24 protein-coding genes are annotated in these 24,913 nt (G+C 58.9%); 9 read left to right on the top strand and 15 right to left on the bottom strand.

Going from position 1 to position 24,913, the window contains the following annotated elements; translation table 11 throughout:
- Positions 1-433: 433 nt before the first annotated feature.
- Positions 434-1,636: a Na+/H+ antiporter NhaA gene (gene nhaA / locus HU773_RS00865; protein WP_057961239.1), complete on the bottom strand. Its 1,203-nt coding sequence runs from the start codon at positions 1,634-1,636 to the stop codon at positions 434-436.
- Between the two features lie 285 nt (positions 1,637-1,921).
- Between nhaA and HU773_RS00860 the strand changes: the two genes are divergently transcribed.
- Positions 1,922-4,132 carry an LTA synthase family protein gene (locus HU773_RS00860; protein ID WP_128593102.1) on the top strand — a complete coding sequence of 737 codons (2,211 nt, stop codon included), beginning with the start codon at positions 1,922-1,924 and terminating at the stop codon, positions 4,130-4,132.
- A 112-nt stretch (positions 4,133-4,244) separates the two neighbouring features.
- Here HU773_RS00860 and HU773_RS00855 read toward each other — a convergent pair whose 3' ends face one another.
- A complete protein-coding gene (locus HU773_RS00855; protein ID WP_128593103.1) occupies positions 4,245-4,508 on the bottom strand; it encodes a hypothetical protein in 264 nt (87 codons plus the stop codon).
- Positions 4,509-4,559: 51 nt separating this feature from the next.
- On the opposite strand from HU773_RS00855, the gene HU773_RS00850 reads away from it, so the two are divergent.
- A complete protein-coding gene (locus tag HU773_RS00850; RefSeq protein ID WP_152988018.1) occupies positions 4,560-7,292 on the top strand; it encodes a cation-transporting P-type ATPase in 2,733 nt (910 codons plus the stop codon).
- A 67-nt stretch (positions 7,293-7,359) separates the two neighbouring features.
- Positions 7,360-7,794 carry a universal stress protein gene (locus HU773_RS00845; RefSeq protein WP_057961231.1) on the top strand — a complete coding sequence of 145 codons (435 nt, stop codon included), beginning with the start codon at positions 7,360-7,362 and terminating at the stop codon, positions 7,792-7,794.
- A gap of 432 nt (positions 7,795-8,226) precedes the next feature.
- On the opposite strand, the gene HU773_RS00840 is transcribed toward HU773_RS00845, so the two are convergent.
- The 7 genes from HU773_RS00840 to HU773_RS00810 form a co-directional block, all read right to left on the bottom strand.
- Positions 8,227-9,189 carry a bifunctional GNAT family N-acetyltransferase/nucleoside diphosphate kinase regulator gene (locus HU773_RS00840; RefSeq protein WP_169989914.1) on the bottom strand — a complete coding sequence of 321 codons (963 nt, stop codon included), beginning with the start codon at positions 9,187-9,189 and terminating at the stop codon, positions 8,227-8,229.
- A 244-nt stretch (positions 9,190-9,433) separates the two neighbouring features.
- A complete protein-coding gene (locus tag HU773_RS00835; RefSeq protein ID WP_120734380.1) occupies positions 9,434-10,366 on the bottom strand; it encodes a phosphatidate cytidylyltransferase in 933 nt (310 codons plus the stop codon).
- A 1-nt stretch (position 10,367) separates the two neighbouring features.
- Positions 10,368-10,988, bottom strand: a complete 621-nt coding sequence (locus HU773_RS00830; RefSeq protein ID WP_057440592.1) for a lysophospholipid acyltransferase family protein — start codon at positions 10,986-10,988, stop codon at positions 10,368-10,370.
- A gap of 9 nt (positions 10,989-10,997) precedes the next feature.
- Entirely contained in the window at positions 10,998-11,441 is a 444-nt protein-coding gene (locus HU773_RS00825) for a hypothetical protein (protein WP_057961225.1), read from the bottom strand.
- Positions 11,431-12,729 (bottom strand): phosphatase PAP2/dual specificity phosphatase family protein, encoded by a 1,299-nt coding sequence (locus HU773_RS00820; RefSeq protein ID WP_057961224.1) that lies wholly within the window; start codon positions 12,727-12,729, stop codon positions 11,431-11,433. The genes HU773_RS00825 and HU773_RS00820 overlap by 11 nt, the downstream gene beginning before the upstream one ends.
- A gap of 2 nt (positions 12,730-12,731) precedes the next feature.
- Entirely contained in the window at positions 12,732-14,486 is a 1,755-nt protein-coding gene (locus tag HU773_RS00815; protein ID WP_057440589.1) for a bifunctional alpha/beta hydrolase/class I SAM-dependent methyltransferase, read from the bottom strand.
- 10 nt (positions 14,487-14,496) lie between these two features.
- Entirely contained in the window at positions 14,497-15,120 is a 624-nt protein-coding gene (locus tag HU773_RS00810; protein ID WP_057961223.1) for a CDP-alcohol phosphatidyltransferase family protein, read from the bottom strand.
- A gap of 216 nt (positions 15,121-15,336) precedes the next feature.
- Here HU773_RS00810 and bufA2 point away from each other — a divergent pair, with 216 nt between their 5' ends.
- From bufA2 to cfaB, 4 genes are all read left to right on the top strand, one after another.
- Entirely contained in the window at positions 15,337-15,591 is a 255-nt protein-coding gene (bufA2, locus tag HU773_RS00805; RefSeq protein WP_057440587.1) for a BufA2 family periplasmic bufferin-type metallophore, read from the top strand.
- A gap of 62 nt (positions 15,592-15,653) precedes the next feature.
- Positions 15,654-16,499 carry an MNIO family bufferin maturase gene (gene bufB, locus HU773_RS00800; protein ID WP_057961222.1) on the top strand — a complete coding sequence of 282 codons (846 nt, stop codon included), beginning with the start codon at positions 15,654-15,656 and terminating at the stop codon, positions 16,497-16,499.
- Complete coding sequence (locus tag HU773_RS00795) at positions 16,490-17,272, top strand: HvfC/BufC N-terminal domain-containing protein (RefSeq protein WP_057961221.1); 783 nt, start codon at positions 16,490-16,492, stop codon at positions 17,270-17,272. The genes bufB and HU773_RS00795 overlap by 10 nt, the downstream gene beginning before the upstream one ends.
- A gap of 85 nt (positions 17,273-17,357) precedes the next feature.
- On the top strand, positions 17,358-18,542 hold the full coding sequence (cfaB, locus tag HU773_RS00790) for a C17 cyclopropane fatty acid synthase CfaB (protein ID WP_057961220.1): 1,185 nt from the start codon (positions 17,358-17,360) through the stop codon (positions 18,540-18,542).
- 61 nt (positions 18,543-18,603) lie between these two features.
- Here cfaB and cls read toward each other — a convergent pair whose 3' ends face one another.
- Entirely contained in the window at positions 18,604-20,043 is a 1,440-nt protein-coding gene (gene cls, locus HU773_RS00785) for a cardiolipin synthase (RefSeq protein WP_057961219.1), read from the bottom strand.
- A 130-nt stretch (positions 20,044-20,173) separates the two neighbouring features.
- Here cls and HU773_RS00780 point away from each other — a divergent pair, with 130 nt between their 5' ends.
- Positions 20,174-20,695: a DUF3617 domain-containing protein gene (locus HU773_RS00780; RefSeq protein WP_057961218.1), complete on the top strand. Its 522-nt coding sequence runs from the start codon at positions 20,174-20,176 to the stop codon at positions 20,693-20,695.
- 14 nt (positions 20,696-20,709) lie between these two features.
- On the opposite strand, the gene HU773_RS00775 is transcribed toward HU773_RS00780, so the two are convergent.
- The 5 genes from HU773_RS00775 to HU773_RS00755 form a co-directional block, all read right to left on the bottom strand.
- Positions 20,710-22,047: a dihydroorotase gene (locus HU773_RS00775; protein WP_057961217.1), complete on the bottom strand. Its 1,338-nt coding sequence runs from the start codon at positions 22,045-22,047 to the stop codon at positions 20,710-20,712.
- A gap of 2 nt (positions 22,048-22,049) precedes the next feature.
- Positions 22,050-22,610 carry a gamma carbonic anhydrase family protein gene (locus HU773_RS00770; protein WP_115129320.1) on the bottom strand — a complete coding sequence of 187 codons (561 nt, stop codon included), beginning with the start codon at positions 22,608-22,610 and terminating at the stop codon, positions 22,050-22,052.
- Positions 22,607-23,032, bottom strand: coding sequence for a phosphoribosyl-AMP cyclohydrolase (gene hisI, locus HU773_RS00765; RefSeq protein ID WP_057961216.1), 426 nt, complete (start codon positions 23,030-23,032; stop codon positions 22,607-22,609). Before hisI ends, HU773_RS00770 begins: the two co-directional genes overlap by 4 nt.
- On the bottom strand, positions 23,029-23,934 hold the full coding sequence (gene folE2 / locus HU773_RS00760; RefSeq protein WP_057440581.1) for a GTP cyclohydrolase FolE2: 906 nt from the start codon (positions 23,932-23,934) through the stop codon (positions 23,029-23,031). Before folE2 ends, hisI begins: the two co-directional genes overlap by 4 nt.
- A 78-nt stretch (positions 23,935-24,012) precedes the next feature.
- A complete protein-coding gene (locus tag HU773_RS00755) occupies positions 24,013-24,381 on the bottom strand; it encodes a glutamine synthetase (protein ID WP_186625699.1) in 369 nt (122 codons plus the stop codon).
- Positions 24,382-24,507: 126 nt separating this feature from the next.
- Here HU773_RS00755 and dksA point away from each other — a divergent pair, with 126 nt between their 5' ends.
- On the top strand, positions 24,508-24,912 hold the full coding sequence (gene dksA, locus HU773_RS00750; RefSeq protein WP_186625698.1) for an RNA polymerase-binding protein DksA: 405 nt from the start codon (positions 24,508-24,510) through the stop codon (positions 24,910-24,912).
- Position 24,913: the final 1 nt, after the last annotated feature.

The following is a 24,913-nucleotide window of genomic DNA, read 5'->3' as shown; positions in this document are numbered from 1 at the left end:
TGGAAAAACTCCTCGCCCAAATGCAGGGGGGAATTAGTTGCTATGGCTTGAACAAGATGCTTAATAGGCATACTAACTACCCGTTAAAGGAGGTTTTTAAGAGTGTTCAAGATGTCTCCTACTATAGGGTTGAATACATAGGTCATTCGAGGTGCTACGACTTAAATAGAACCCCAACAGGTTTTGTCCTGTTTGTGTTGCCGAAGATATTGAACGCTTAGGGTTTTCCTTCTGGCGACGTGCTCACTGTTGTGAGACTGAAAGTCTGCGCTGATCACGGGAAAAGTTGCTACGAAGTTGCTAGCGCCAATCAGCCGTTCAGGGGGATGTCTCAGCGGCTTTGGCGTAAAGCACGATGACCACACTTCGCCAGACGATGTTCCGGCCACAGGATTTCCAACATGGAGAAACTCCGTGGCCGGCTCGCTTACGCTTACTTGGAAACCGTGCCGGCGGTAATGGCAGGTGCAGCGCTGCGTCGCAAAATCAGGACACCACCTATTGCAGCCAAGGTCGAACCTATCAATACACCGACTTTTACCTCGTCAATCAGGTGAGCTGATCCAGCAAACGCAAGGTTTCCGATGAATAGACTCATGGTGAAGCCGATGCCACACAAGAGCGCAACGCCGTAAAGCTGTGCCCAATTGCTGCCTTCCGGCAGCTTGGCCAAGCCCATACGAATGGCCAGAGCAGCCAATAGGAAAATACCAATCTGCTTGCCCACCAACAAGCCGAGCGCTACACCCAGCGGAACCGGATCGACTAGGTTTTCCATAGAAATACCGGCAAGTGAAACACCCGCATTGGCGAAGCCAAAAATCGGCACCACAGCGAAAGCTACCCACATGTGCAGCTTTTCTTCCAGGAACAGCAGTGGAGACCGGACTTCCTCTTCAGGCTTACCCATTGGGATGCACAGCGCTACAGCGACACCCGCAAGGGTGGCATGCACCCCCGATTGCAGCACGAAGAACCACAGCACACCACCGACCAGCAAATAGGGGAACAATCGTCTGACGCCCCATCGATTCATTGCGATCAGAATGACCAAGGTTGCGAGCGATGCCAGCAACATCGGCATGGAAAGACCAGTGGTGTAGAAAAAGGCGATGATGACCACAGCCCCCAGGTCGTCAATGATCGCCAAGGCAGCGAGAAAAACCTTCAGTGAAGTCGGGACTCGCTTACCCAGCAGCGACAAGACGCCCAGGGCGAATGCGATGTCGGTAGCGGCTGGTATAGCCCAGCCTTTCAAGGTCTCAGAATTACCCCAGTTGATTGCGATGTAGATCAATGCAGGCACAACCATGCCGCCTAAAGCACCAAATCCTGGCAACGCACGCTGGCCCCAAGTGGAGAGCCCGCCTGCCAGTACCTCTCTTTTGATCTCGAGTCCGACCATCAGGAAGAAGATCGCCATCAGGCCATCATTGACCCAATGCTCGACAGACATGCCCAACCAGACACTGTGCAAGGCTGCAAAATAACCTTGCGAGAGAGGCGAGTTGGCCACAATTAGTGCCGCGAGTGCTGCGCCCATCAGTACAAGACCGCCAGCGGATTCCGACGATAGGAAGCGAGCCAGAATTGCGGCAGCTCTAGGGGTTTCGGCTTTAGCTTGATGATTGGTCATCAACATCCTTTGGATCATTTAAAAAGGTAATATATTAACACTTGGCCCGCGCACGCGGGGCGGGGTCTAAACAGCATGAAACAGTTGATGCTGAAGGGCTTAGTTAGCGAGCACTCCTCAACGCAAGCCTCTGAAATAGGGCTTACGCCCAAGCATCCGAAACGATATCAATGCCGTCACTGACTCAATCCACCGTCCCTCTTTCGAATAACTCGATGAGTCGTCCCCCCGCTTGATACCATCCAGCACACTTATATGACGATTTAATGTCTGGAAGGCCTTTGCGTGAATGTTATCCATCGCTGGTTAAGACAACCCCGTGCACGCCTGATCGCCTTGATCGGGTTGGTTCTGATCGTGCCTTTGTGCCTGCGTGCGGCTCTGGGTTGGTCGAATCCACTTGGTTATCTTTCAGATCTGGGAATTGCGAGCCTGCTGATAGTACTCCTGCATCGCCGTCCTTGGTGGTTAGCGCTTCCTGTGTTGCTGGTATGGGGACTTATTACTCTGGCGACTGCCGAACTGGTCAGCGCGGTCGGTAGACTCCCAAACTCCTCTGACCTGCACTACCTGGTCGACCCTCAGTTTTTGGAAAACTCTACAGGTGGTGGTTTCGCCCAGCCTTGGCTGGCCGCCACTCTGATTGTTGGACTGGTAATTTGGCTGATCACGCAGTACCTGGGACGCTTGTCTCCCGCTCCGGGTTTACCACGAAGCGCGTGGGCAGCACCGCTACTGCTATTGATCGCCCATTGGGGTGTGCAGCACCTGTACCCCTCAGAAGAAGACCAGTGGCGCTTGTTCAACCTCCCACATCAGTTAATGGCCGCGAGCGTTGGCGCTGTTCAGGCAAGCGCGGAAGAGTGGCTGGAAGGTGAGGCTGTCGATGAACTACCGAAAATGGCGGGGCTCACTGAACTCGATCTGGACGGACAGAAACTGCTCGCGACACCGGGGCGTGCGCGCAATGTGTTGATCATCGCACTGGAAGGTATTCCCGGCGCCTACGTCGGCGTCAACCGCAAAGCCCTACACAGCAGCTATCAAGAAAACCTCATGCCGAATCTCAGTCGTTGGGCAGAGCGCGGCATGAATACGCCGGATTATGTACTGCATAGCCATCAAACCATTCGTGGTCTGTACGCAATGCTTTGTGGGGATTACGACAAGCTGGACAACGGAACGCCTAAAGGCGTTGAGATGTTGACCCAGAACGAACGGAACCAGGCGTGCCTCCCTGCCCAATTGCACAAGAACGGATTCGCCACGCACTACCTTCAGGGCGCGGGCCTGCGCTTCATGGCCAAAGACAAGATCATGCCGCACATTGGCTTCGGTGCGACCCATGGCCTGGAATGGTTCACCAACAGCAACTACCTGGAGTTCCCTTGGGGCAAGGACGACAAGGCCTTCTTTGAAGGGGCGCTGGACTACGTCGGCCAACTGAAAAAGCAGAAAAAGCCGTGGATGCTGACCCTGCTGACCGTTGGCACCCACCAACCCTATTCGGCCCCTGAAGACTACCTTGAGCGCTACGACACACCCAAGGAGGCCGCCGTCGGGTATCTGGATGATGCTCTCGGGCAATTCCTCAGCGGCCTGGAACGTCAGGGCATCTTGAAAGACACCCTGGTGGTGATCACCTCGGACGAATCCCACGGTATCGATGGAGTGCGCCTGGCTTCCTCTTGGGGCTTCAACCTGATGTTAGCGCCCGAGCAGGATCAGTTGCCTGGGGTAAAGTCTGGAGTCTACGGGCATGTCGATCTGAGTGCTTCGATACTCGACTACTTCGCCTTACCCGTCCCTTCAGCCTTAAGCGGTCGTTCCCTGTTTCGTGACTATGAAACAGGCCGCGAGATCATGTCGTTCACCAACGGCAAGCTGCGCTATCACGATGGCCAAGGCACGTTGACCGAGTGTGACTTTCAACAGCGCTGCCGGAATTACAACAGTGCAGGGTTCATTGCCGATCACGCTACCCTTGCCGGACAGTACGGCGGCAAACGAGCACGAGAAATCACAGCAAGAGCCTTGGCGCTGGATCATTCGCTGATCCGGACACCGTTGAACCAGCATTACCAATTCGGCAGTCCCGCCATCATCCCGCTTCAGGCACAGATCAAGGATGACTGGGCCGACAACCTGATCGGTGCTCAGTATCTGGAAATGCCCAAGGGCTCACAAACACGCGTGCGTCTGACCGTGCGCTCTTTAGATCCCCGGCAGGATGCCTACATCCTGCTGAAAGCCAAGGAGTTGGAGCAGGATGTGCCACTGGGGCTGCCAGCAGAAATGGTCGTCACTGCCGATCAGCCGTTGGAGATGGACTTCAGTTTCGATAATCCGCAGCCGCGTAAGGCGTTCTCGTTCCATCTGTTGGGCTATGGGCTAGGTGCCGTTGAAGTGAGTGACTTCAGCGTGATTACCGAGTTGCTAGAAGCTCCGGAGGCGCTGGAAGAGTCCCAGGTTGATAACGTAGCTAAATCAAGTTAGGGCGTTATGCATAATTAAGATTAAGTTGAGCGCATTAATATGCCGGGTTTAACAAAGCAACACAGGAGTGTTGCAAAAACTGCATGCTATATACTGAATAAACAGAGGTTTATTAAAAGTCAGCAGTAGTATTTATGCCTCCCCGTTTTTGCTTTGCGCAGTATTCGGTTGCCTGCACCATTGGATGAAAATCTAGAAAATTAAATTTTTCACCAAAACATTTTGTCACATTAATTGCTATTGATAATTTGATCTGCATCAGTAATTGCCAACCGGTTGATTGCGTTACATCTATAGTTCCTGTCAGCTGGACGGAACTATAGGATGTAAGACCGAAAAATAATGTTTTCAGTCTTATATTCCCACGCTCGCTCATGATCACCTCAGCCCGTCTCACTTGAGCTGTGCACACAGGAGATACTCATTGATGAAGCAGGTGGTCGACGCATCAACGGAGCAAACACCAATCCCTCCGCATTCCGTGGCCTGGCACTCCCTACCTGCAGAGCAGGTGACAAACCTGCTTGAGGTCAATGAGCATGTCGGGCTGGAGGCCGCCGAAGTTCAAGCGCGGCTTGCCCGCACGGGTTTCAATCGTTTGCCAGAAGCCGCACGGCGACCCGCGTGGCTGCGATTCATGCTGCAATTTCACAACATTCTGATTTATGTGCTTCTAGGATCCGCTGCGATTACCGCGATGCTGCAGCATCTGTGGGACACGGTGGTGATTCTTGCAGTGGTTATTGCAAACGCAATCATAGGTTATGTCCAAGAGGGTAAAGCGGAAAAGGCCATGGACGCTATCCGGCAGATGCTGGCGCCGCACGCCGCCGTGATTCGTGCGAGTCAACGTTTGAGTGTTGTAGGCGAGGAGTTAGTACCGGGCGACATTGTATTGCTGGAGGCCGGAGACAAAGTACCTGCTGATCTACGCCTGCTGCACGTGAATAGACTGCAAATCCAAGAAGCAATTCTCACCGGTGAATCCGTACCGGTAGAGAAACACACCGAACCAGTGGGTGTTGAAGCCGCTCTGGGTGATCGTACCTGCATGGCGTTCAGTGGCACGCTCGTGACTTGCGGCCAAGCAACCGGGGTTGTAATTGCTACCGCAGCAGCAGCTGAAATAGGACGCATCAGTACGCTGCTTGCTGGAGTTGAAACGCTGACCACGCCGCTGGTGCAGCAAATGAATATATTTGCACGTTGGCTGACGATCTTGATCTTGTTAGTCGGCGGCCTTCTGCTCGTGTTCGGCCATTATGTCGGGCACTACGAGTTCACAGAGATCTTCATGGTCGTGGTGGGGATGTCGGTAGCGGCGATACCTGAAGGACTGCCCGCCGTCCTTACCATCACGCTGGCTGTCGGCGTTCGTGCAATGGCTCGCCGCAACGCTATCGTGCGTCGCCTGCCGGCCATCGAAACACTCGGCTCGGTATCCGTTATCTGCACTGACAAAACCGGCACACTGACCCGCAACGAAATGATGGTCGCAACGGTCGTCACGAGCGATCTGCTCTTCACGGTTGATGGTGCAGGTTATCAGCCAGCGGGAAGCATCAGTCTTGCCGATCAGTTAATCGACATATCATCTCACCCCGCGCTCTCAGAATTGGGGCGAGCAGCAGGTCTTTGCAACGATGCCTCGCTGCGCCTGCATGAGGATGTATGGACGGTGGAGGGGGATCCGATGGAGGGGGCCTTGCTGGCGTTTTCCGGAAAAGCTGGAATCGATAGCGATGAAGATCATCGTACCTGGCCACGAACCGATGCCATTCCGTTTGACGCGAAACACCGCTTTATGGCGACCCTCCATCACAATCATGATCGCCATGCCTCTATCTATGTAAAAGGCGCGCCGGAGCAAATACTGGCCATGAGCACGCAGCAGTTCGTAACCGCCGGCGTGACGGAGCCCCTCAACGCGGACTACTGGTACGAACAGGCGAACACTATCGCCGCAAAAGGGCAGCGTGTATTGGCGTTTGCCGCTAGATCAGTTCAGCCAGAGCACACCGTGTTGGAGTTTGGGGACGTGCAAGGGAAGCTAACCTTGTTGGGTATGGTCGGGTTAATTGATCCGCCGAGACCCGAGACGATAGAGGCCGTTCAACAATGCCAGGCGGCGGGCATTGTCGTAAAAATGATCACTGGCGATCATGGCGGCACCGCCGCCGCAATCGGTCGGCAGATTGGCTTGCAAAATCCCGACAATGTGCTGACTGGTATAGACCTGGACTCCATGAACGATGCAGCGCTCAAGGAGGCGGTGAAGAACGTCAATATCTTTGCACGTACCAGCCCTGAACATAAACTCAGGTTGGTCATGCTGCTGCAATCGAATGGCATGACCGTGGCAATGACCGGCGATGGCGTCAACGACGCACCCGCGTTGAAGCGTGCCGATGCGGGTATTGCCATGGGGGGGAAGGGCAGTGAAGCCGCCAAGGAAGCTGCAGACCTGGTGCTGGCCGACGACAACTTCGCATCCATCGTGGCGGCAGTGCGCGAAGGGCGGACAGTCTACGACAACATCAAAAAAGTGTTGAGCTGGACGCTGCCTACCAACGCGGGCGAGACCATGACCATCATCGTGGCCCTGCTGCTCGGCCTTACACTGCCGGTCACGGCGATACAGATTCTGTGGATCAATCTGATTACCGCCGTGACACTTGGCATCGCACTGGCGTTCGAGCCTACCGAAGAAAACACAATGCGCAGACCGCCCCGTTCGCGCAAAGAGCCTCTGATAAGCGGTGCATTGGTTTGGCATATGGTACTTGTTTCAATTCTGTTCCTCTGCGGCGTTTACGGCATTTTTTCTTATGCGCTCGACCGTGGCTACTCCGTGGAGTTGGCCCGTACCATGGCGGTGAATACGTTAGTCGTGATGGAAATATTCCATCTGTTCTTCATTCGTAATCTCTACAGCACATCGCTTACCTGGAGGGGCATTCGTGGCACCAAGGTCGTGTGGATGACCGTCGCAGTGGTGACCTTGGCTCAGTTCGGCATCACCTACGCGCCACCGCTGCAAAAGGTGTTTGCCACAGAAGCGATCCCCTTCCTGGATGGCCTACTTATCATCGGGGTTGGTGTTGCGCTCTTTGCGATCATCGAGATTGAAAAACAGATTCGAATCCGCCTGTCCGAGTAGAACTGATTGCAAGCTGGCAATCCCCAAACGACAAGCATCTTCATGCCACTGAAAGAGGATTTAGAAAATGCATAAAATACTTGTAGCTGTCGATGGTTCCGAGCATTCGGAGCGCGCGGTGCGTTACCTTATTGGGTTGATCCAAGAGGGCGGATTGCTGGGCGGAAGTGTTGAGGTGCATCTGCTGAATGTGCAGCCACTTTTACCAACGCGAATTGCACACGACATGAGTGCGGATGAGATTGATCGTTACTACGGTGATAAAAGTGCTGAGGACTCACAAAACGCTGGGGTGCTTCTGAAGCAGGAAGGGATTGCATTTACACTTCATACCCTACAAGGCGATGCAGCAAGCCAAATCGTGGGGTGCTCCCACTCTTTAGGATGTGACAGCATCATCCTAGGCTCACATGGCAACGGCTTTCTTGCAGGGATTTTTCTGGGCTCTGTTGCGGCAAAGGTGATTCAGCTCTCAGATATACCAATCACCTTAGTCAAATAGGAGATCGTCAAATGCTTGATAGCGCGACCCCATAAGTGGGTGATCAAAGGTGGATGTTCTGGAAAGGCTTTGATCGAGTTGAGTCGTGCGCAACATAAGCCATCGACTTTTCCATGCGTGTGGTTCCCTCGACATTTGATGTTCCGAGCGACTGAGAAGCAAATCACGTGCTCCTCAGTTCCTACTCCCGGCTGATGAATTCAATCTGGAGTGAAACCTGGTTGGGGGTGTACGCAGCTACTGACTTGCGAATTTCTTCCCGCGCCTCATCTGCGCTTCCCTACAGGCCGCGAAAAACGAGGGCATCCTGCGACAGTTTGAATTCTCTAATTTCAAGGGCATGGTTTCAGGATTGAAAACTGTCCCGCTTGGGGCCCCTCGGGGCTCCAAACGACGTCCTTCTCTCCTTACAGCTCCTAGCAAAAGGCGCAATTACAGGTGGAAGTGGCCCGCCGCCTCCGGCTGGTAAAGCACTTTCCTGATTTCAATTCGGCGGGTCCGATCAGAAATCCGCCAGTCGATGGCGTCCCCCTCCTGATAGCCCAGGATGGCGGCGCCGATGTCGGAATACACGGAATGCTTCCCTGCGGTGCTGTCCGCGTCTTCAGGGTAGACCAAGGCCACTTCGATCTCTTCTTCGTCCAGTTGCAGCAAGGCTCTAGAGTTCATCGTGACGACATTGCACGCCACCTGCTGCGGCTTGACGACAATGGCTCGTTCAAGCTCATGTTCGAGTTCAACAACGGTCGGGCCTTGCTCGAGCGCGATTAGGCTTTCGAGCCTGGCCTTGTCGATTTCAGTAATGTAGATCCTGGTGGCGTCGCCAGCGGCACCTTCGCGCAAGAACTGGAGATAGCGCCCCGCCGTCATGGAAAATGACTTCAATGTCGGCGTTTCGCCTTCAAGCAGAAAGCCGCTGCGTAGAAAGGCGTTCAGCGAGCGCGCGTTGTCCGGGTGGATCTTGGCGATGAGCTTCTTGGCCCGCATGTCGAGGAAGGCCAGTTTCATGCCTTCGCGAATCGTGCGGGCGCCAAGGTTCTGGCCCCATTTATCGCTGTCTCCGATGACCAGGACTATCTCGCAATCTGAGCCGGTCTTGATCAGACGGACAAAGCCCACCGGGGCGTCATGTCGGTCATAGGCCATGAAGAATCGGCCGCCCTGGTTGAATAGATGGGTCAGGATCGGCGATTGAGTCCGATCGATGACTTGCTCGATGGAGCGGGAGACATGACGCGAATCGCTCAGATAGCAGGTGACGCGTTCATCCTCCAACCAATCCATCAGCGTCAGCGCGTGCGCCCGAGTAATTTCAGGGCACAGCGAAATGAAAGGCTTGTTCATCTTCATCACACTTACTTGTAAAGGATGGAAGCCCGTCATGGCTTTGGCCATGACGGCTCTTTGGGCAACCGACCATGTTAAGACATAACGCGGGTAATGCCGAACCCTGCTCCTTGGTCCGACCCAGAGGCTCGCCGCAAGCGGTTCCATCAAATGTACGTGGATGTCGTGTGATTACTGGGTGCAGCTGTTTTGCGGTTCCTCTATACGACGCGGCAGGCCCCGAAATACGGGCACTCTTCGCGACAGTTTTAGCTCTCTTTGGGAGCGTCGTTAGCCTTTGGATCGGTGTGACTCAGGTCCACCAATACCGCACCAAATGAAAGAAAATCGGCGCCGCAAAACACACCGAATCCAACCGATCCAGCATCCCGCCGTGTCCTTCGATCATATGCCCCCAGTCCTTCACCCCTCGGTCGCGCTTGATCGCCGACATCACAATCCCGCCGGCAAAGCCCAGCAGGTTGATCAGCAGGGCAATCAGGAATGACTGCCAGGGGTTGAACGGGGTGGTCCACCACAGTGCGGCGCCGATCAGGGAGGACAGCAGGATCCCGCCGACAAAGCCTTCCACGGTCTTCGAGGGTGACAGGTTGGGCGCGATTTTGTGTTTGCCGAACAGTTTGCCGCACACGTACTGCAACACGTCCGAGAGCTGCACCACGATCACCAGGTAGGCGATCAGCAGCAGGTTGCGGCCCTCGTAGCCGACGATGTCGAGGGTCAGCAGGGCGGGTACGAAGGAGACGCAGAACACCGCGATCATCAGCCCCCACTGTACTTTCGATGCGCGCTCCAGGAAGTGCGTGCTGTCGCCGCCCAGCGAGGCAAGGATGGGCAGCAGGAGGAACACGTAGACCGGAATAAAGATCGAGAACAGGCCGTACCAGTCAAAGTAGATCAGCAGGTATTGCAGGGGCAGCGCCAGGTAGAACGCGGCGACCAGTGCGGGGTAGTCGCTGCGGCGGGTGGGCGTGAGGGTGAGGAATTCGCGCAGGGCGTAGAACGACACGGCGTAGAACAGCAGGATTACCGCACCGGTGCCGAGCCAGAAGGCGACGCCGATCACCACCACCATCACCCACCAGGCATTGATGCGGGCGTTGAGGTTGTCGATCACCGCACTGGGTGTGCCACGGGTGCGCAGCTTGAGAATCAGGCCGATCAGCGAGGCGAGCACCAGGATCATGCCGATGCCGCCGAACAACATCAGGGTTTGGCTATCCATGTCAGGAATGCTCCGGGGCGAGGGCGAGCAGGGCGTCGCGGCTGCGGGCAAGAAACAGGGCCTTGTCTTCACCGTCTGCAAGCTGCAGCGGTGCGCCAAAGCTGGTGGTGCACAACAGCGGCAGTGGCAGCACACGGCCCTTGGGCATCACGCGGTTGAGGTTGGCGATCCACACGGGGATCAGTTGCGCCTGTGGGTAACTTTTTGCCAGGTGATACAGGCCGCTCTTGAAGGGCAGCAGGCCATCCTCCAGGTTGCGCGTGCCTTCGGGGAAAATGATCAGCGAATCGCCGTGTTCCAGGGCTTCGAGCATCGGTTGCAACGGGTTATCCACAGGGTCTTTGCGTTCGCGGTCGATCAGCACGCCGTTGAATACCCGGTTGATGATGTAGCGGCGCAGTGCGCTCTTGTTCCAGTAGTCGGTGCCGGCCACCGGGCGCGTGGCCTTGCGCAGGTTCTGCGGCAACGACGCCCACAGCAGCACGAAGTCGCCGTGGCTGCTGTGGTTGGCAAAGTAGATGCGCTGCACGGGTTCTGGGGCGCAGCCCAGCCACAGGCTGCGGGCGCCGGTCACTGTGCGGGCCATGGAGGTAATCAGGGTCGCGACCAGGGGTTCGAACATAAGGATTCCTTATCCGGCGAAGGGCAGCCACGGGCTGGCCAGGATGACGGCCAATGTCAGTAACACTTGCGCACCCAGCAGGTAGGCCTGTTTGCGCAGCAATTTGAGGGCGCCACGCCGGCGTTCGGTCCAGGGCCGGCTTGCGCGGTTGGCGGGTTGCAGGCCCAGGGTTTGCAGAGTCTGGTCCAGCTCGCTGGTGCGTTCTATGTCCTTGGCCATCAGCGCAAACAGGTCGGCATCGAAGGCCACCCGTAGCGCCCAGTACTTTTGCAGCAGCCCGAGGATAATCATCCACAGGCTGAGCAACAGGCAGATCGGTGTGATACTGACCATCAACAATTGCGCCAGGCCAAACAGTACCCCGAGCAGGGTCAGGCCTGTGGATAACTGATCCAGCGAACGGCCGCGGCGCAGCAGGCTGGCGACTACCTGGAGTTGCATATCAGCGGGCATAGGGCAGTGCTCCCAAGGCTTGGCGGTGATCGGCATGCAGGACCACATCCGATCGTGCTGTACGAATAATAGCCAGTGCCTCGTCCACCGTGGCCGCCCGTCCACTGTGCAGCAGCCAGGCGGCCACGGCGCTGGCGCTGCGGGAATAGCCGAGGGCACAGCACACCAGCAACGGGCCGTGCTCGCGCAAGCGCTCGATGGCTTGGGCCGCCTCCAGGCACTGTGCCGGTGTGGGTGCGGTCAGGTCGAGGACGGGCAGGGCATGGTAAGCGCGGCCCTGTGGATAAACAGGCAATTCGGCACACAGATCGACCACCGCATTGAAAGAACTCAGCTGCGCTGGCGTCGGAATTCGCCCCAACCATACGTTATCCACAACCCGGTCAGGCTGCGGATGCTTGCGCGTCCACAGCCGCGAGTTGAGCCACGCCGCCGCGAGATAAGGCGCATACAGCCAGCGTGCTGCCGGGCTGAGGCGGCCATCGGCGCGTTTCTGAAAGCCTGCGGCGCCCAGCAGCCAGTAGTTGAGCGCCACCAGCAACACCGCGACGGCAGGCCACAGCAGCCATAGCCAGGCACCGCCCCCGGTAAAGGCCACTATTGTCAGCACCAGGGCGCCCATGGCGTAGCGCAACCCCAGGCGCCAACGTTTCGGGTCTTTGGCCGGCCGCGCATGCAACAGCGGGCTGGGTTGATCCACCGGCCATAGCCACACACACAGCCAGCCGGCCAGGGCGCCTGTGGGTAAGTCTATAAAGTGGTGTTGGTAAGTGGTCAGCACCGAAATGCCAATCAGCGCGAACCAGCCATGCACCAGCCAGCGCCACAGGCCTTGGCTATGCCGCTGGTACATCACCCACAGGATCACCAGCAAAGCGATATGCAGCGAGGGTGCCTGGTTGAACGGTTTGTCGAACCCGGCCAGTACCGCAAACAGCCAGCCGAACACGCCGTCCATTTCCGGGCGCTCAAAGGTGAAGCGCAGCGGCCATAGCAGGAAGCAGCTCACGGCAATCACCTGCGCACTGAGCAGACGCAGGGCATGTTGCTTGAGCTCATGGCGGCTGTTAGGCAGCAGCAGGGAGAAGCCGTAGAGCAGGTCGATCGACCAGTAGGGCACGATGGTCCAGGCCCAGAACGGCATATGGGTTTCCCAGCCGAATACCAGGGTGCCCACGTCGCTGCGCTGGCTGGTGACCCAGGTGGCTAAGCCGTAGGTGCTGAAAAACAGCGGCGCCAACAGCAGCAGCCAGAGCAGGGCTGGTTTGAAGAGACCTGGTTCGCGCATGGTCAGATCTTCTGCGCCAGCGACACGCTGAAGATGCCCCACTCATCCACACGCTGGGTGATCTTGCGAAAGCCCGCGGCTTCCACCAGTTGATCCATTTCCGCCTGGCTGCGACGGCGCATCACCCAGGCCTGGCCCTGGCGATGGCTGGTCAGGGCGCGGGCGATCAGTTCCAGTTGCGGGTGCCACGGTTGGCCGGTGTACACCAGGTATCCGCCGGGCTCCACGGCTTCGGCCAGCCCTGCCAGGGAACCACCGACCATGGCGTTATCGGCAAACAGTTCGTACAGCCCGGACACCACTGCCAGTGTCGGCGTGGGCGCCAGTGCGGCGAGGTCGGCCCGGTCAAAGGCATCGCCTTTGACGAACTGCGCAATCTCCCCCAGGCCTTTCTCGCGGATCAGCGCGCCACCGTCGCGCACGTTGATATCGCTGTAGTCGCGCAACAGGATTGACTCAGGCAGCGGCGAAACGCCCTGCAAGGCTTCCAGAATGTACCGACCATGCCCTGCGGCAATGTCGACGATACGCACTTCGCGCCCGTCGTCGCGCAGCTTGGCCATGGCCAGGCGCAACAACTCTTCAACATGCAGTTTGCGCTGGCGAATCCCGCGCCAGCCGATGGAGTTCAGGTAGTTGGTATCAATCATCCGCCCCAGCGCGCCCTTGCCGGTGGGGGTATTGCGGTACACGTAGTCCAGGGTACTGCCCGAGTCGAAGCCGGTGTCGAAGCCCAGCTTCACGCCCTCGGACAGCTTGCGGCCCAGGCCCATGCTGGCGCGGGTCATGCGCCAGTACAGGTCGCGCAGGGAGTTGTGCGGCAGCGGCGCGGCGAGGGATTCGGATTCGGCGCAGGTCGCGCCGATCTTGTCGGCGTCCAGCAGGCTGGCGCGGTCCAGCGGGTGCGCGAAGTTTTGCAGGATAAAACGCCTGGCGCTGGCCAGTGCCACGGCGCGGTCACGTTCGCCGAGGGTGTCGTGGAAAAAGCCGGGCAGGATGTGCAGTTCCTTTTTCAGGCTGCCAAGCCGCTCGAAGAACTGTTGCTGGGGTTTGCGGTGCACCACAAAGTCCGAGCCGGAGATCAGCAGTTGGGTCGGCACCTGGATCGCCTGGGCATCGGCGACCACGCGGTCGGCCGCTTCGTACAGGCCCAACAGCACATTTACCGAGATCGCCTTGGTGATCAGTGGGTCTGTGTCATAGGACGCGACACGCTCGGGGTCATGGCTGAGGAACTTGGCCTTGACGTAGCTGTTGACGAAAAAATTGCCGCGAAAGCGCCGCATCAGCGCCAGGCCCGGGCGAGCGAAGGGCACGTAGAGCTTGACCTTGAACGCCGGGGAGGCGAGCACCAGGGCCCTGATATTCGGGGCGTAGTCGTGGACCCAGGTGGCGGCAATCACTGCGCCTACGCTCTGGGCGATCACTGCAAGGTTTTCTGGCGCGATGCCATAGGTGGCGCCGATATGGTCGCAGAAGGTCTGCACGTCCCGCGCGCTGGTGGCAAAGCTCGGGCTGTCGCCACGCTCGCCGGGGGACTGGCCATGGCCACGGGCGTCCCAGGCGAAGAAATCGAACTGTGGCAGGTCCAACTCGTCCACCAGGTGCGCAATGCGCCCGGAATGCTCGTGGCCACGATGGAACAGCAGGATCGCCTGGCGTGGCTCAGGCCCGGTGGCACTGGTCGCGGGCCAATGCCGATAGAAAAGCTCTACGCCGTCATGGGTACTGAAGGTGTGCTGTTGCTGTTCGCGCATCGCAAGATCCTTATGCCGTCGGAGAGATGTCGGATTGTTCTTTGAGGCCCTGGCGCACACGGTTGACCAGGGTGTAGGCGAGCAATGCCGCCACCAGCCACATCACCCCGTCGACCCAGCCGGCGCCGAGCCAGCCCAGGGCCACGCCGGTGGCGAGTACGCCAAGGACAAACGCCCGATCACTCTTGCCCATGGGCCCGTCGTAGCGGCGCGAGGCACCGACCATCGGCCCGAGTACGCCGGCGTATTCGCTGAACACCGCCAGCAGCGTCACCAGCAACACCGGCGCCAGGCTGACCCCGGGGAGCAGGGCAAATGGCAGGATCAGCGCGCTGTCGGCGATCACGTCGCACAGTTCATTGAGGTAGGCGCCCAGGCGTGATTGCTGGCCGAATTCCCGGGCGAGCATGCCGTCGATGGCATTGAGGGCCATGCGCAGGATCATCCACAGCGGGATCAGTACGAACACCCAGGCGTGCTGGGCGAACCCCGCGATCAGCAGGCCGACGAGCAACGACACGATCCCGGCCAGCACGGTGATCTGGTTGGCGGTGGTGCCGTTGTCATACAGGCGCTGCACCAGGGGCCGCAGCAGGTTTTGAAAACGCGGTTTGAGCTGATAGATCGAAATCATGAGGGTGACGCTTCCTTGTCCGTGATCCCACGAAAAATCTGCTGTGAGTGTGACGATAAATCGCGGTGCGCACTAGTGATGGCTCCTACAACGGTTCAGGAAACCAGGAAAATTTTCACGGCGCTGTAACGCCCCTGCGGCACCTCACTCTAGTGCTGTGTCGGGACTGGACAAACCGTTCAGCCGACCCCCTACAGACCCATGAGGAATACCACAATGAACTTCAAGAACGCTGTTTCCGGTGCTGCCCTGGCCATTGCTGCCGCCACGATGTTTGCCGGTGTCGCGACCCAGGCGCAGGCCGCCGATGAGGCGAACGTGCATTGCTACGGCGTGACCTCCTGCAAAGGCATGAACGACTGCAAGACCGCTGAAAACGCCTGCAAAGGCCAGGCTGTCTGCAAGGGCCATGGCTTCAAGGCAATGACCAAGGCCGCTTGCGATGCGGCTGGCGGCAAAGTCGGCGAGTAACCGCGAATACGTGATCCCGCAGCGGTGTGCACGTCGCTGCGGACACTTTCCAGGAGTTCGTCATGTCGGTATCGGTTCCTTGCCTGGGCTACGGCCTGGGGCTACGCAGTCATTACTATCAACACATCATCGAGCAGTCGCCGGAGGTGGACTGGTTCGAAATCGTCTCCGAGAATTATCTGGTCCAGGGCGGCAAGGCCCTGTACTACCTGGACGCCATCGCCGAGCGTTATCCGCTGGTGATGCATGGGGTGTCCCTGTCCATTGGCGGCCCCCATGCCCTCGATAGGGACTACCTCAAGCAACTCAAGCAATTGGCCGACCGGGTCAAGCCGGCATGGGTCTCCGATCACCTGTGCTGGAGCCGGGGCAACGCCCATCAACTGCATGACTTGTTGCCGCTGCCCTACACCGAAGAAAGTCTCTACCACGTCGCCACCCGTGTGCGGCAGGTACAGGCGGTGCTGGAGCGGCCGCTGGTATTGGAAAATGTCTCCAGCTATGTGCGATCCAAGGCCGATGAATTCACCGAGTGGGAATTTCTCAGCGCCTTGAGCCACCTCAGCGGTTGCGAGCTGCTGTTGGACGTCAACAACGTGTATGTCAGTTCGCGCAACCATGGCTTCGACGCCTGGACCTTTATCCGCAACCTGCCGCCGCAGAGCATCCGCCAACTGCATTTGGCCGGGCATATGGACTACGGCGACTACGTGGTCGATACCCATGACCATCCGGTGTGTGATCCGGTGTGGCAGCTGTTTCAACAGACACTGGAACACCTGGGGCCAGTGGCGACGTTGCTGGAGCGCGATGACCATTTCCCGCCGTTTGCCGAGCTGCTCGACGAGTTGGGCAAGGCCCGTGAGTTGGGGGCGGATGCCTTGGCCCGGAGGTCGCTATGCGCCTGACCGACTGGCAACTGGCGTTTGAACGGCATTTATTGGCAGACGCCGACGACACTGGCTTTGCCGGCACCTTGATCGGTGGCCCGACACTGGATGTCGACACCGGCCTGGCGATCTACCACAACGCCTATCGGGCCCGTTTGCTGGAAGTGATGCAGGGGGATTTCCCGGCGGTGTGGCATTGGCTGGGGGACGACGAGTTTGCCGGGCTGGTGGTGGCCTATGTGCAGTGCTATCCATCCACGCATTTCAGCCTGCGCTGGCTGGGGCAACGGTTTGCAGACTTTATCGACGAGCATCTGGTCGCCGAACAAGCCGCCCCCCTGGTGGAGCTGGCGCGCCTGGAATGGGCCTTTACCCTGGCGTTTGATGCGCCTGCGGGCCAACCCCTGACTCTTGAAGACATGGCCCGGCTGGCGCCCGAGGCCTGGCCGTTATTGCAGGTTGAGTGGACGCCGGCGGTGCAGCAAGTGCTGTGTCGCTTCAACAGCCTGCAGATCTGGCGTGCGGTCAAGGCGCAGGCTGGGTTTCCCGGTAGCCAGGCGTTGCCGCTGGCCGAGGTGTGCCTGATCTGGCGTCACCAACAGGTGTGCCGTTACCGGAGCCTGGAGCCTGCCGAGGCGTACGCCCTGGCCGGGATGGCCGACAGCGGGTGGAGTTTTTCAGAACTGTGCGCCGAATTGGCAGTCACTTATCAAGAGGGCGCGCCGCTGCAAGCTGTCACGTGGTTGAAACAGTGGGTTGAGGACGGTTTGCTGCAACGTCGGGCACCATAAAAGGGCGTTATCGAACCGATAGCCTGCTAATTTTTGTGGATGGTCTACCCTCATTTCGGACGTCTGAAACAAGGGGGGACTACTCATGCTCGCGCAACTTCCACCGGCCTTACAGAATCTTCAGCTACCGCTGCGTCTGCGACTCTGGGATGGCCATGAATTCAACCTGGGCCCGGAGCCCAGCGTTACCATCGTGGTCAAGGACCCGGTGATGGTGACGCAACTGACCCACCCCACGCTCGATTCCCTGGGCGCTGCTTTCGTTGAAGGCAAACTGGAGCTGGAAGGCTCGATCAGCGATGTGATCCGGGTGTGTGACGAATTGAGCCACGCCCTGCTCGAGGAGGACGAGCACGCCGGCCCGGTGCGTTCGATTCACGACAAGGCTACGGATGCGGCCGCGATTTCCTACCACTATGACCTGTCGAACGAGTTCTACCAGCTCTGGCTGGACCGCGACATGGCCTATTCCTGCGGTTACTTCGAGACCGGCAGCGAATCCCTCGACCAAGCCCAACAAGACAAATTCCGCCACCTGTGCCGCAAGCTGCGCCTGCAGCCTGGGGAGTACCTGCTGGATGTCGGTTGTGGCTGGGGCGGGTTGGCGCGTTATGCGGCCCGCGAGTTCGGGGTCAAGGTGTTCGGCATCACCCTGAGCAAGGAACAATTGGCACTGGCCAAGGAGCGGGTAATCGCTGAGGGCCTGGAAGACCTGGTTGAGTTGAAATTGCTCGACTACCGCGACCTGCCCCAGGACGGGCGGTTCGACAAAGTCGTCAGCGTCGGCATGTTCGAGCACGTCGGCCACGCCAACCTGGCGCAGTACTGCCAGACCCTGTTCGGCGCCGTGCGTGAAGGGGGGCTGGTGCTCAACCACGGCATCACCGCCAAACATACCGATGGCCGCCCGGTGGGGCGCGGTGCCGGCGAGTTTATCGAGCGTTACGTGTTCCCCAATGGTGAGCTGCCGCACTTGGTGATGATCAGCGCCGAAATCAGCGAAGTCGGCCTGGAAGTGGTCGACGTGGAAAGCCTGCGCCTTCATTACGCACGCACCCTCGACCACTGGAGCGAACGCCTGGAAGACAACCTGGAGGCGGCGGCAAAAATGGTCCCGGCCCAGGTACTGCGCATCTGGCGCCTGTACCTGGCGGGTTGCGCCTATGCGTTTGCGCGTGGGTGGATCAACCTGCACCAGATCCTGGCGGTCAAGCCCCTTGCCGATGGCAGCCATGAGTTGCCGTGGACGCGGGAAGATCTCTACCGCTGAGCCAACCGATGGCTGAGTGTGGGAGCTGGCAAGCCAGCTCCCACATTCTGTCCGGCGCAATTTATAAGATAGGGGAAATCAGCCGCGCCACGCGCATGCCCAGTTGCTGCAGGCGGCGGGTCTGCTGGCTTTCTTCCTGGCTGGTTTCGTGGGCCTGGGCGAAGTCATCCAACAGCATGTGTTCCACCTCGCTGGCGAAGGCTTCGTCGACGGTCAGCAGCATCACTTCGAAGTTGAGGCGGAACGAGCGGTTGTCCAGGTTCGCACTGCCGATGGCGCTGATTTCGCGGTCTACCAGCACCACTTTCTGATGCAAAAAACCCGGTTTGTAGCGGAACACCCGGACCCCGGCGCGCACCGCTTCAATCGCGTACAGGCTGGAGGCGGCGTACACAATGCGATGGTCGGGGCGTGACGGCAGCAGTAAGCGCACGTCCACGCCACGCAACACCGCCAGGCGCAGCGCGGCAAATACCGCTTCATCGGGGATGAAATACGGGCTGGTGATCCACACACGCTCAGTCGCCGCATGAATGGCTTCGACGAAAAACAGCGAACAGGTTTCATACGGGTCCGCCGGACCGCTGGCCAGTAATTGGCAGAGCACGCCGTCATCGGCATAGGTATCGGGCAGGATCAGCGGCGGCAGTTCGCGCGCGGCCCAGAACCAGTCTTCGGCAAACGATTCTTGCAGGCACGCCACCACGGGGCCGCTGACTTGCACATGGGTGTCGCGCCAGGGGGCGAGCGGCGGCTTCTTGCCCATGTATTCGTCGCCGACGTTATGCCCGCCGACAAAACCGGTCAGGCCATCGACCACGACAATCTTGCGGTGGTTACGGAAATTCACCTGAAAGCGATTGAGCCAGCCGCTGCGGGTGGCAAACGCCTTGATCTGCACCCCGGCATCGCGCAGCGATTGCACATAGCGGTGGGGCAGGGAGTGGCTGCCGATGCGGTCATACAGCACGTAGATGGCTACACCTTCGGCGGCCTTGGCCCTGAGCAGTGCATGCAATTGGCGCCCCAGTTCATCGTCATGAATGATGAAGAACTGCACCAACACGGCAGTCTTGGCGGCGCGGATGGCGTCGAAGATGGCGCTGAAGGTGGCGTCGCCATTGACCAGCAAACGCACCTGGTTGTTCGCCAGGCACGGCATGCGTCCCAGCTTGGGCATGGCGCGCAGGGAGGCGTAGGCCTGGGAGTTACGTGCAGCCAGGGCTTCTTCGACCCAAGGGCGCCAATTCAACTCAGTGATTGCCTTGTGCATTTCCTGGTTGGCCTGGCGCCGCGCCTGGATATAGGCATCGAAGCTGCTGCGGCCAAAGATCAGGTAGGGGATCAGCGTCAGGTACGGCATGAACATCAGCGACAGTGCCCAGGCGATTGAGCCTTGGGCGGTACGCACGGTGAGCACCGCGTGCAGGGCAGCCAGCGAGCCGAGAAAATGCAGGGTTGCGATGAAGTAGCCAAGCAAGTGCGGGCCGAAGAAATCCATGGGCAACGGTACTCCTGACAATCCAATGCGTAACAGACCATGTTCGGCGGCGATTGTCGCTATTTTATTGAGCATGCAACGCCGACCACTTTACGACGTCTAACGCCGACAATTACCCAGGAGTTACCCGATGAATGCTCGTCTGCTTGGTTTGGCCATGGTTGTTGGTTTGACGCTGCCGGTGGCAGCGCAGGCGCAGATGTTGGCGCCGGGCTTGTGGGAATTGACCACCAGCAATATGAAAGTCGATAACCAGAATCTGCCGGACTTGTCGTTGATCCTCGGTCAACTGAAGCAACAGATGACCCCGGAACAACGCGCAATGCTGGAAAAACAAGGCATCACCATGGCTGGCAAGGGCGTGCAGGTCTGCCTGACCCCGGCCCAGGTGGCCTCTGATTCCATCCCGCTGACCGACCCGCAATCGGGTTGCAAGCAAGAGGTCACAGACAAGACCGGCAACCAGTGGAAATTCCGCTTCAGTTGCCCGAAAGCCCAGGGCACTGGCGTGGCCACGTTCCAGAGCCAGAAGGCGTTCACCACCACGGTCAACGGTACTTTCAATGCCACTGGCGTGCAGCAGAACGGCAGCCTCGACACCCATGCACAGTGGCTGGGCAACGACTGTGGCACGGTCAAACCCCGGGCCTGAACGGCTCCTGGGTTTTAGCGCAGAAAATGCAGGGGCAGCCCCTGGCAACTGTCGATCACCTGCCCCTGGTGCCAGGCCACATGGCCTGACACCAGAGTAGTGCTGACGCTATGGCGAAAGCTGCGCTCGGCAAAGGGTGTCCAGCCGCAGCGGGCGAGGATCGGTTGGCTGCTCACCGGTTTGCCTTCGGGCTCGGGTTTGATCAGCACCAGGTCGGCCCAGTAGCCCTCGCGCAGGTACCCCCGGTCGGGAATGGCGAACAGGTCGGCAACGCGATGACTGGTTTTCGCTACCAATGTGGTCAGGGGCAACAGGCCGTCCGCCACCAACTCCATCAACGCCGGTAGCGCATGTTGCACCAGGGGTAACCCCGCTGGTGCCTCGCGGTATGGCCGCTGTTTTTGCTCCCAAGTATGAGGTGCGTGGTCGGTGCCGATCACATCCAGGCGATTGCTCAGCAGTGCCAGGCGCAGGGCATTGCGGTCGGCCCGGGTTTTGATCGCCGGGTTGCATTTGATCTGGTGGCCGAGGCGGGCGTAGTCGCGGTCGTCGAACAGCAAGTGGTGCACGCACACTTCTGCCGTGATGCGTTTTTCTGCCAGCGGTTTATCTTCAAATAACGACAGTTCCCGGGCGCTGGTCAGGTGCAGCACATGCAAGCGCGTGCCGTGGCGGCGCGCCAGCTCCACGGCCAGGGATGAGGACCGATAGCAGGCTTCGGCGTCGCGAATCAGCGGGTGGGCGACGGCGGGGATCGCCTCGCCAAACCGGTTTCGCAAGCGTTGTTCATTGGCCTGGATGCTCGGCGTGTGCTCGCAATGGGCGAGGAGAATGGTCGGCACCTCTGCAAATAAACGCTCCAGGACGCGTGGATCATCCACCAGCATATTGCCGGTGGAGGCGCCCATAAACACTTTGACCCCGGCGACCTGCCGCGGATCAAGGGCAGCCACGGTGTCGAGGTTGTCGTTGCTGACACCAAAGTGAAACCCGTAATTGGCTACCGAGTGCAGTGCGGCGCGGCGTTTTTTGTCGGCCAGAGCTTCCAGGGTCAAGGTCGCGGGCTGGGTGTTGGGCATATCCATGAAACTGGTAATGCCCCCGGCCACTGCGGCGCGGGACTCGCTGTAAAAACTGCCTTTGTCCGGCGCGCCAGGTTCGCGGAAATGCACTTGGTCGTCGATCATGCCCGGCAGCAGCCATTGGCCTTGGGCATCAATCTCAATCTCGGCCGTTTGCCCCTGGATGCTGCCGGCGATTTTTTCGATACGGCCGTTGGCGACCAGCACGTCGGCATCGAATTCCTGGCCTTCATTCACCAGGCGGGCGTTGCGGATCAGCAAGCGGCTCATGTTTAGAACTCGTTTTGCAGGGCTTTGTAGCCGCGCACCAGGTCGACATTGGTACGCGCCACGTCTTCGGAAAACTCCGATGCGCTGACGCTCACGGGCGGGAACTGCGACAGGTCGGTGTTGGGGCCGATGCGCGTGGTGGACGGCACGTAGAACGCGGCGGGCAAGTCGCGGCCATCGACCACCGAGTTATGCCGCACCACGCAGCCATCACCGACCACACAGTTGAACAGCACACTGTTGAAGCCGATAAACACCCGGTCGCCGACAGTGCAGGGGCCGTGGACAATCGAGCGATGGGCGATGGAGCTGAACTCGCCGATAGTCACCGCCGCACCGGATTTGGAGTGGATCACCACGCCGTCCTGGATATTGGAATTGGCGCCGATGGTGATCGGGTCCATGTCGCCGGTGGCATCGACTTCGTCGGCGCGGATCACCGCATAGGGGCCGACAAATACATTCTCGCCGATGATCACCTTGCCGCAGATGATCGCGGTTTTATCGACGTAGGCCGACTCGGCAATGACCGGCAGATCGCCGGAAGGGTTCTTGCGGATCATGCTGTAGGTTCCTTGAGAGGCGCGGTGATGATGTGCACTTGATCGTTTTCGATAGCGTTGTAAAAACAGGTGGGTCGGCCGGTGTGACAGGCAGGGCCTTGTTGGTCGACGATCAGCAACACGGCATCGCCGTCGCAATCCAGGCGTGCTTCGATCAACTGCTGCTGGTGGCCAGAGCTTTCGCCTTTGCGCCACAACTGCTGGCGCGAACGTGACCAGTAGCAGACCTGGCCGCTGGCGAGGGTCTCGTCGAGGGCCTGGCGGTTCATCCAGGCCAGCATCAACACTGCGCCGCTGCCGTGTTGCTGGGCGATGGCGGCGATCAGGCCGTCACTGTTCCACGGCAGGGCATCCAATACGGGGGCCAGGGGAAAACGGCTACCCACGGCTGCCGCTTCCAGGTCGAGCATCGTCAGCTTCATGGGGTGCCCGAGGCGCCTCTCGTCCAATGGCTTTCGGCCACGGCGTCATGGGCGTGCAGGCTTTCGGCGTGGATGACTTTGAGTTGGATGGCTTGCACCGCATCCGAGCGTTTCAGTGCCAGGTTCAAGCGGCGCGCGGCGTCTTCGCAAAACATCAGGTTCTGGCCGTTGGCCAGGGCGAACGCCTGTTCATCGGCGCGCTTTACAGCGGTTTGTACGGCGGTGCCGAGGGCTGCTTCGGCCTGGTCGATCAAGGCTGTCAGGGGTAAGGCTTGGACGTCGGGTTGCAGATGGACCTGCAACAGCGCACTGCTGCGTTGGCTATGGGGCGTGGCGACGATGCCATTGGCGCTGCCAAGCCAGGCCAGTACATCTTCGTGTTGCAACGACTTGTTGCCGAAGTGATCGACAAATTGCTGTTGAATCAACTGCCTGGCGAGGGCCGCAGAGCATGGGCAGGTGGAAGAGTAGGTCACGTCAATTTTTAGTTCCACGTGGAACATCTGTTTTTCCAGACGCGCTTCGATGGTCACCGGGTAAGTCTTCCAGCCCGATAGCGGGCTGACCAACGCCGGGCGTTTGAGCAGCAAATCGGTGTGAATCCGCAGGTAGGCGCTGCTCGATAACCCTTCATGGCTATCGAGAAATCGCTGCAACACCTGACGCAGCAGCGCCGGTTGCAGGTCTTGTTGCTCGAGCATTTCCAACGCCAGGTACAGGCGCGACATATGAATGCCCCGCGCCTCGCCGTCATCCAGGCTCACGCCGGCATCGGCCTTGGCACTCAAACGTTGGCCGTCGATCAGGATGGGAAGAGCAATGCCGCACATACCCACCCAGTCGAGGGGCAAGGCTTGGCGAGAAGCCTGCGCGGCGATATCGGGCAGAGTCAGCGCATTCATGAGCAGGTCCATCGTTGGAGATAATCTGACATGTTATAGTATAACAATTAGATCGACGATGATTTTTCTACGACCGCTCTAGCACCCGCTGATACGGCTGCAGGTGAACTTGGCGCTGGAGCCTCCGGAACTGGAGAACCGGTTGATCGTGGTCCAGCCCACACGCCGTGTGTAGCCGACCCACGCCTCACCGTCTGAGGCCAGACCGGTAAAGAACGTCAATTGGCCGTAGCGGCTATTGGTCTGCGCCCAGTAACGCTTGCCGATCACCTCGAATCCGCGCAAATACGTGGTGTTGCCTGCGGTCGCGACACTGTAGGCATTGCCCTGGGAATCGACACAGGCCAGCAGGGTGGCGCTGCGGGTGCACGTGGCCAGGGGGCTGGCTACTTGGGCGCCGGCCTGGGTCGCTACCAGCAGCAACACACCGCATAACAGGGATTTCATCGCGTTTCTCGGGGCCTGGAGGCGTTCAAGGATTGCGCCCTTCGTCGTGACGGGCAAGAGGGGATTAGCTTATTTGCATTGTTATACTATAACATCAAAATACAGCCTGACCCGTGAACCGACCTGATGACTGAACAAGACCTGCTCGCTCAACCACCTGCTGATTATATGAATGAGGCCCAGCAGGCCTTTTTCCGCGAGCTGTTGTTGGCTCAGCGCTATGACCTGCAAGCGCGCATCGAAGCCGAGTTCATCGTGCTGCGCGAGCAGGAACCCCATAGCGATCCCGCCGATATCGGTAGCGCCGAAGAACAGCGCCAATGGCAACTGCGTCTGCTGGAGCGGGAAAAGAAGCTGCTGGACAAGATCGACGAGGCCCTTGAGCACCTCGCCCGTGGTGAGTACGGCTGGTGCCGTGAGACAGGCGAGCCGATTGGCCTCAAGCGTCTGTTGCTGCGGCCCACGGCCACCCTGTGTATTGAAGCCAAAGAACGTGAAGAGCTGCGCGAACGCCATCAACGGGCGATTTGAC

Origin of the sequence: Pseudomonas shahriarae, assembly GCF_014268455.2 — a bacterium.
GTDB classification, from domain to species: domain Bacteria; phylum Pseudomonadota; class Gammaproteobacteria; order Pseudomonadales; family Pseudomonadaceae; genus Aquipseudomonas; species Aquipseudomonas shahriarae.
This window is presented reverse-complemented; position numbering and strand designations above follow the sequence as displayed.

What these genes read in the sequence shown, in the direction of transcription:
- nhaA (WP_057961239.1), bottom strand. Translation starts at nt 1,636, where the DNA reads ATGACCAATCATCAAGCTAAAGCCGAAACCCCTAGAGCTGCCGCAATT.
- HU773_RS00855 (WP_128593103.1), bottom strand. Translation starts at nt 4,508, where the DNA reads ATGAGCGAGCGTGGGAATATAAGACTGAAAACATTATTTTTCGGTCTT.
- HU773_RS00850 (WP_152988018.1), top strand. Translation starts at nt 4,560, where the DNA reads ATGAAGCAGGTGGTCGACGCATCAACGGAGCAAACACCAATCCCTCCG.
- HU773_RS00845 (WP_057961231.1), top strand. Translation starts at nt 7,360, where the DNA reads ATGCATAAAATACTTGTAGCTGTCGATGGTTCCGAGCATTCGGAGCGC.
- HU773_RS00840 (WP_169989914.1), bottom strand. Translation starts at nt 9,189, where the DNA reads ATGGCCAAAGCCATGACGGGCTTCCATCCTTTACAAGTAAGTGTGATG.
- HU773_RS00835 (WP_120734380.1), bottom strand. Translation starts at nt 10,366, where the DNA reads ATGGATAGCCAAACCCTGATGTTGTTCGGCGGCATCGGCATGATCCTG.
- HU773_RS00830 (WP_057440592.1), bottom strand. Translation starts at nt 10,988, where the DNA reads ATGTTCGAACCCCTGGTCGCGACCCTGATTACCTCCATGGCCCGCACA.
- HU773_RS00825 (WP_057961225.1), bottom strand. Translation starts at nt 11,441, where the DNA reads ATGCCCGCTGATATGCAACTCCAGGTAGTCGCCAGCCTGCTGCGCCGC.
- HU773_RS00820 (WP_057961224.1), bottom strand. Translation starts at nt 12,729, where the DNA reads ATGCGCGAACCAGGTCTCTTCAAACCAGCCCTGCTCTGGCTGCTGCTG.
- HU773_RS00815 (WP_057440589.1), bottom strand. Translation starts at nt 14,486, where the DNA reads ATGCGCGAACAGCAACAGCACACCTTCAGTACCCATGACGGCGTAGAG.
- HU773_RS00810 (WP_057961223.1), bottom strand. Translation starts at nt 15,120, where the DNA reads ATGATTTCGATCTATCAGCTCAAACCGCGTTTTCAAAACCTGCTGCGG.
- bufA2 (WP_057440587.1), top strand. Translation starts at nt 15,337, where the DNA reads ATGAACTTCAAGAACGCTGTTTCCGGTGCTGCCCTGGCCATTGCTGCC.
- bufB (WP_057961222.1), top strand. Translation starts at nt 15,654, where the DNA reads ATGTCGGTATCGGTTCCTTGCCTGGGCTACGGCCTGGGGCTACGCAGT.
- HU773_RS00795 (WP_057961221.1), top strand. Translation starts at nt 16,490, where the DNA reads ATGCGCCTGACCGACTGGCAACTGGCGTTTGAACGGCATTTATTGGCA.
- cfaB (WP_057961220.1), top strand. Translation starts at nt 17,358, where the DNA reads ATGCTCGCGCAACTTCCACCGGCCTTACAGAATCTTCAGCTACCGCTG.
- cls (WP_057961219.1), bottom strand. Translation starts at nt 20,043, where the DNA reads ATGGATTTCTTCGGCCCGCACTTGCTTGGCTACTTCATCGCAACCCTG.
- HU773_RS00780 (WP_057961218.1), top strand. Translation starts at nt 20,174, where the DNA reads ATGAATGCTCGTCTGCTTGGTTTGGCCATGGTTGTTGGTTTGACGCTG.
- HU773_RS00775 (WP_057961217.1), bottom strand. Translation starts at nt 22,047, where the DNA reads ATGAGCCGCTTGCTGATCCGCAACGCCCGCCTGGTGAATGAAGGCCAG.
- HU773_RS00770 (WP_115129320.1), bottom strand. Translation starts at nt 22,610, where the DNA reads ATGATCCGCAAGAACCCTTCCGGCGATCTGCCGGTCATTGCCGAGTCG.
- hisI (WP_057961216.1), bottom strand. Translation starts at nt 23,032, where the DNA reads ATGAAGCTGACGATGCTCGACCTGGAAGCGGCAGCCGTGGGTAGCCGT.
- folE2 (WP_057440581.1), bottom strand. Translation starts at nt 23,934, where the DNA reads ATGAATGCGCTGACTCTGCCCGATATCGCCGCGCAGGCTTCTCGCCAA.
- HU773_RS00755 (WP_186625699.1), bottom strand. Translation starts at nt 24,381, where the DNA reads ATGAAATCCCTGTTATGCGGTGTGTTGCTGCTGGTAGCGACCCAGGCC.
- dksA (WP_186625698.1), top strand. Translation starts at nt 24,508, where the DNA reads ATGACTGAACAAGACCTGCTCGCTCAACCACCTGCTGATTATATGAAT.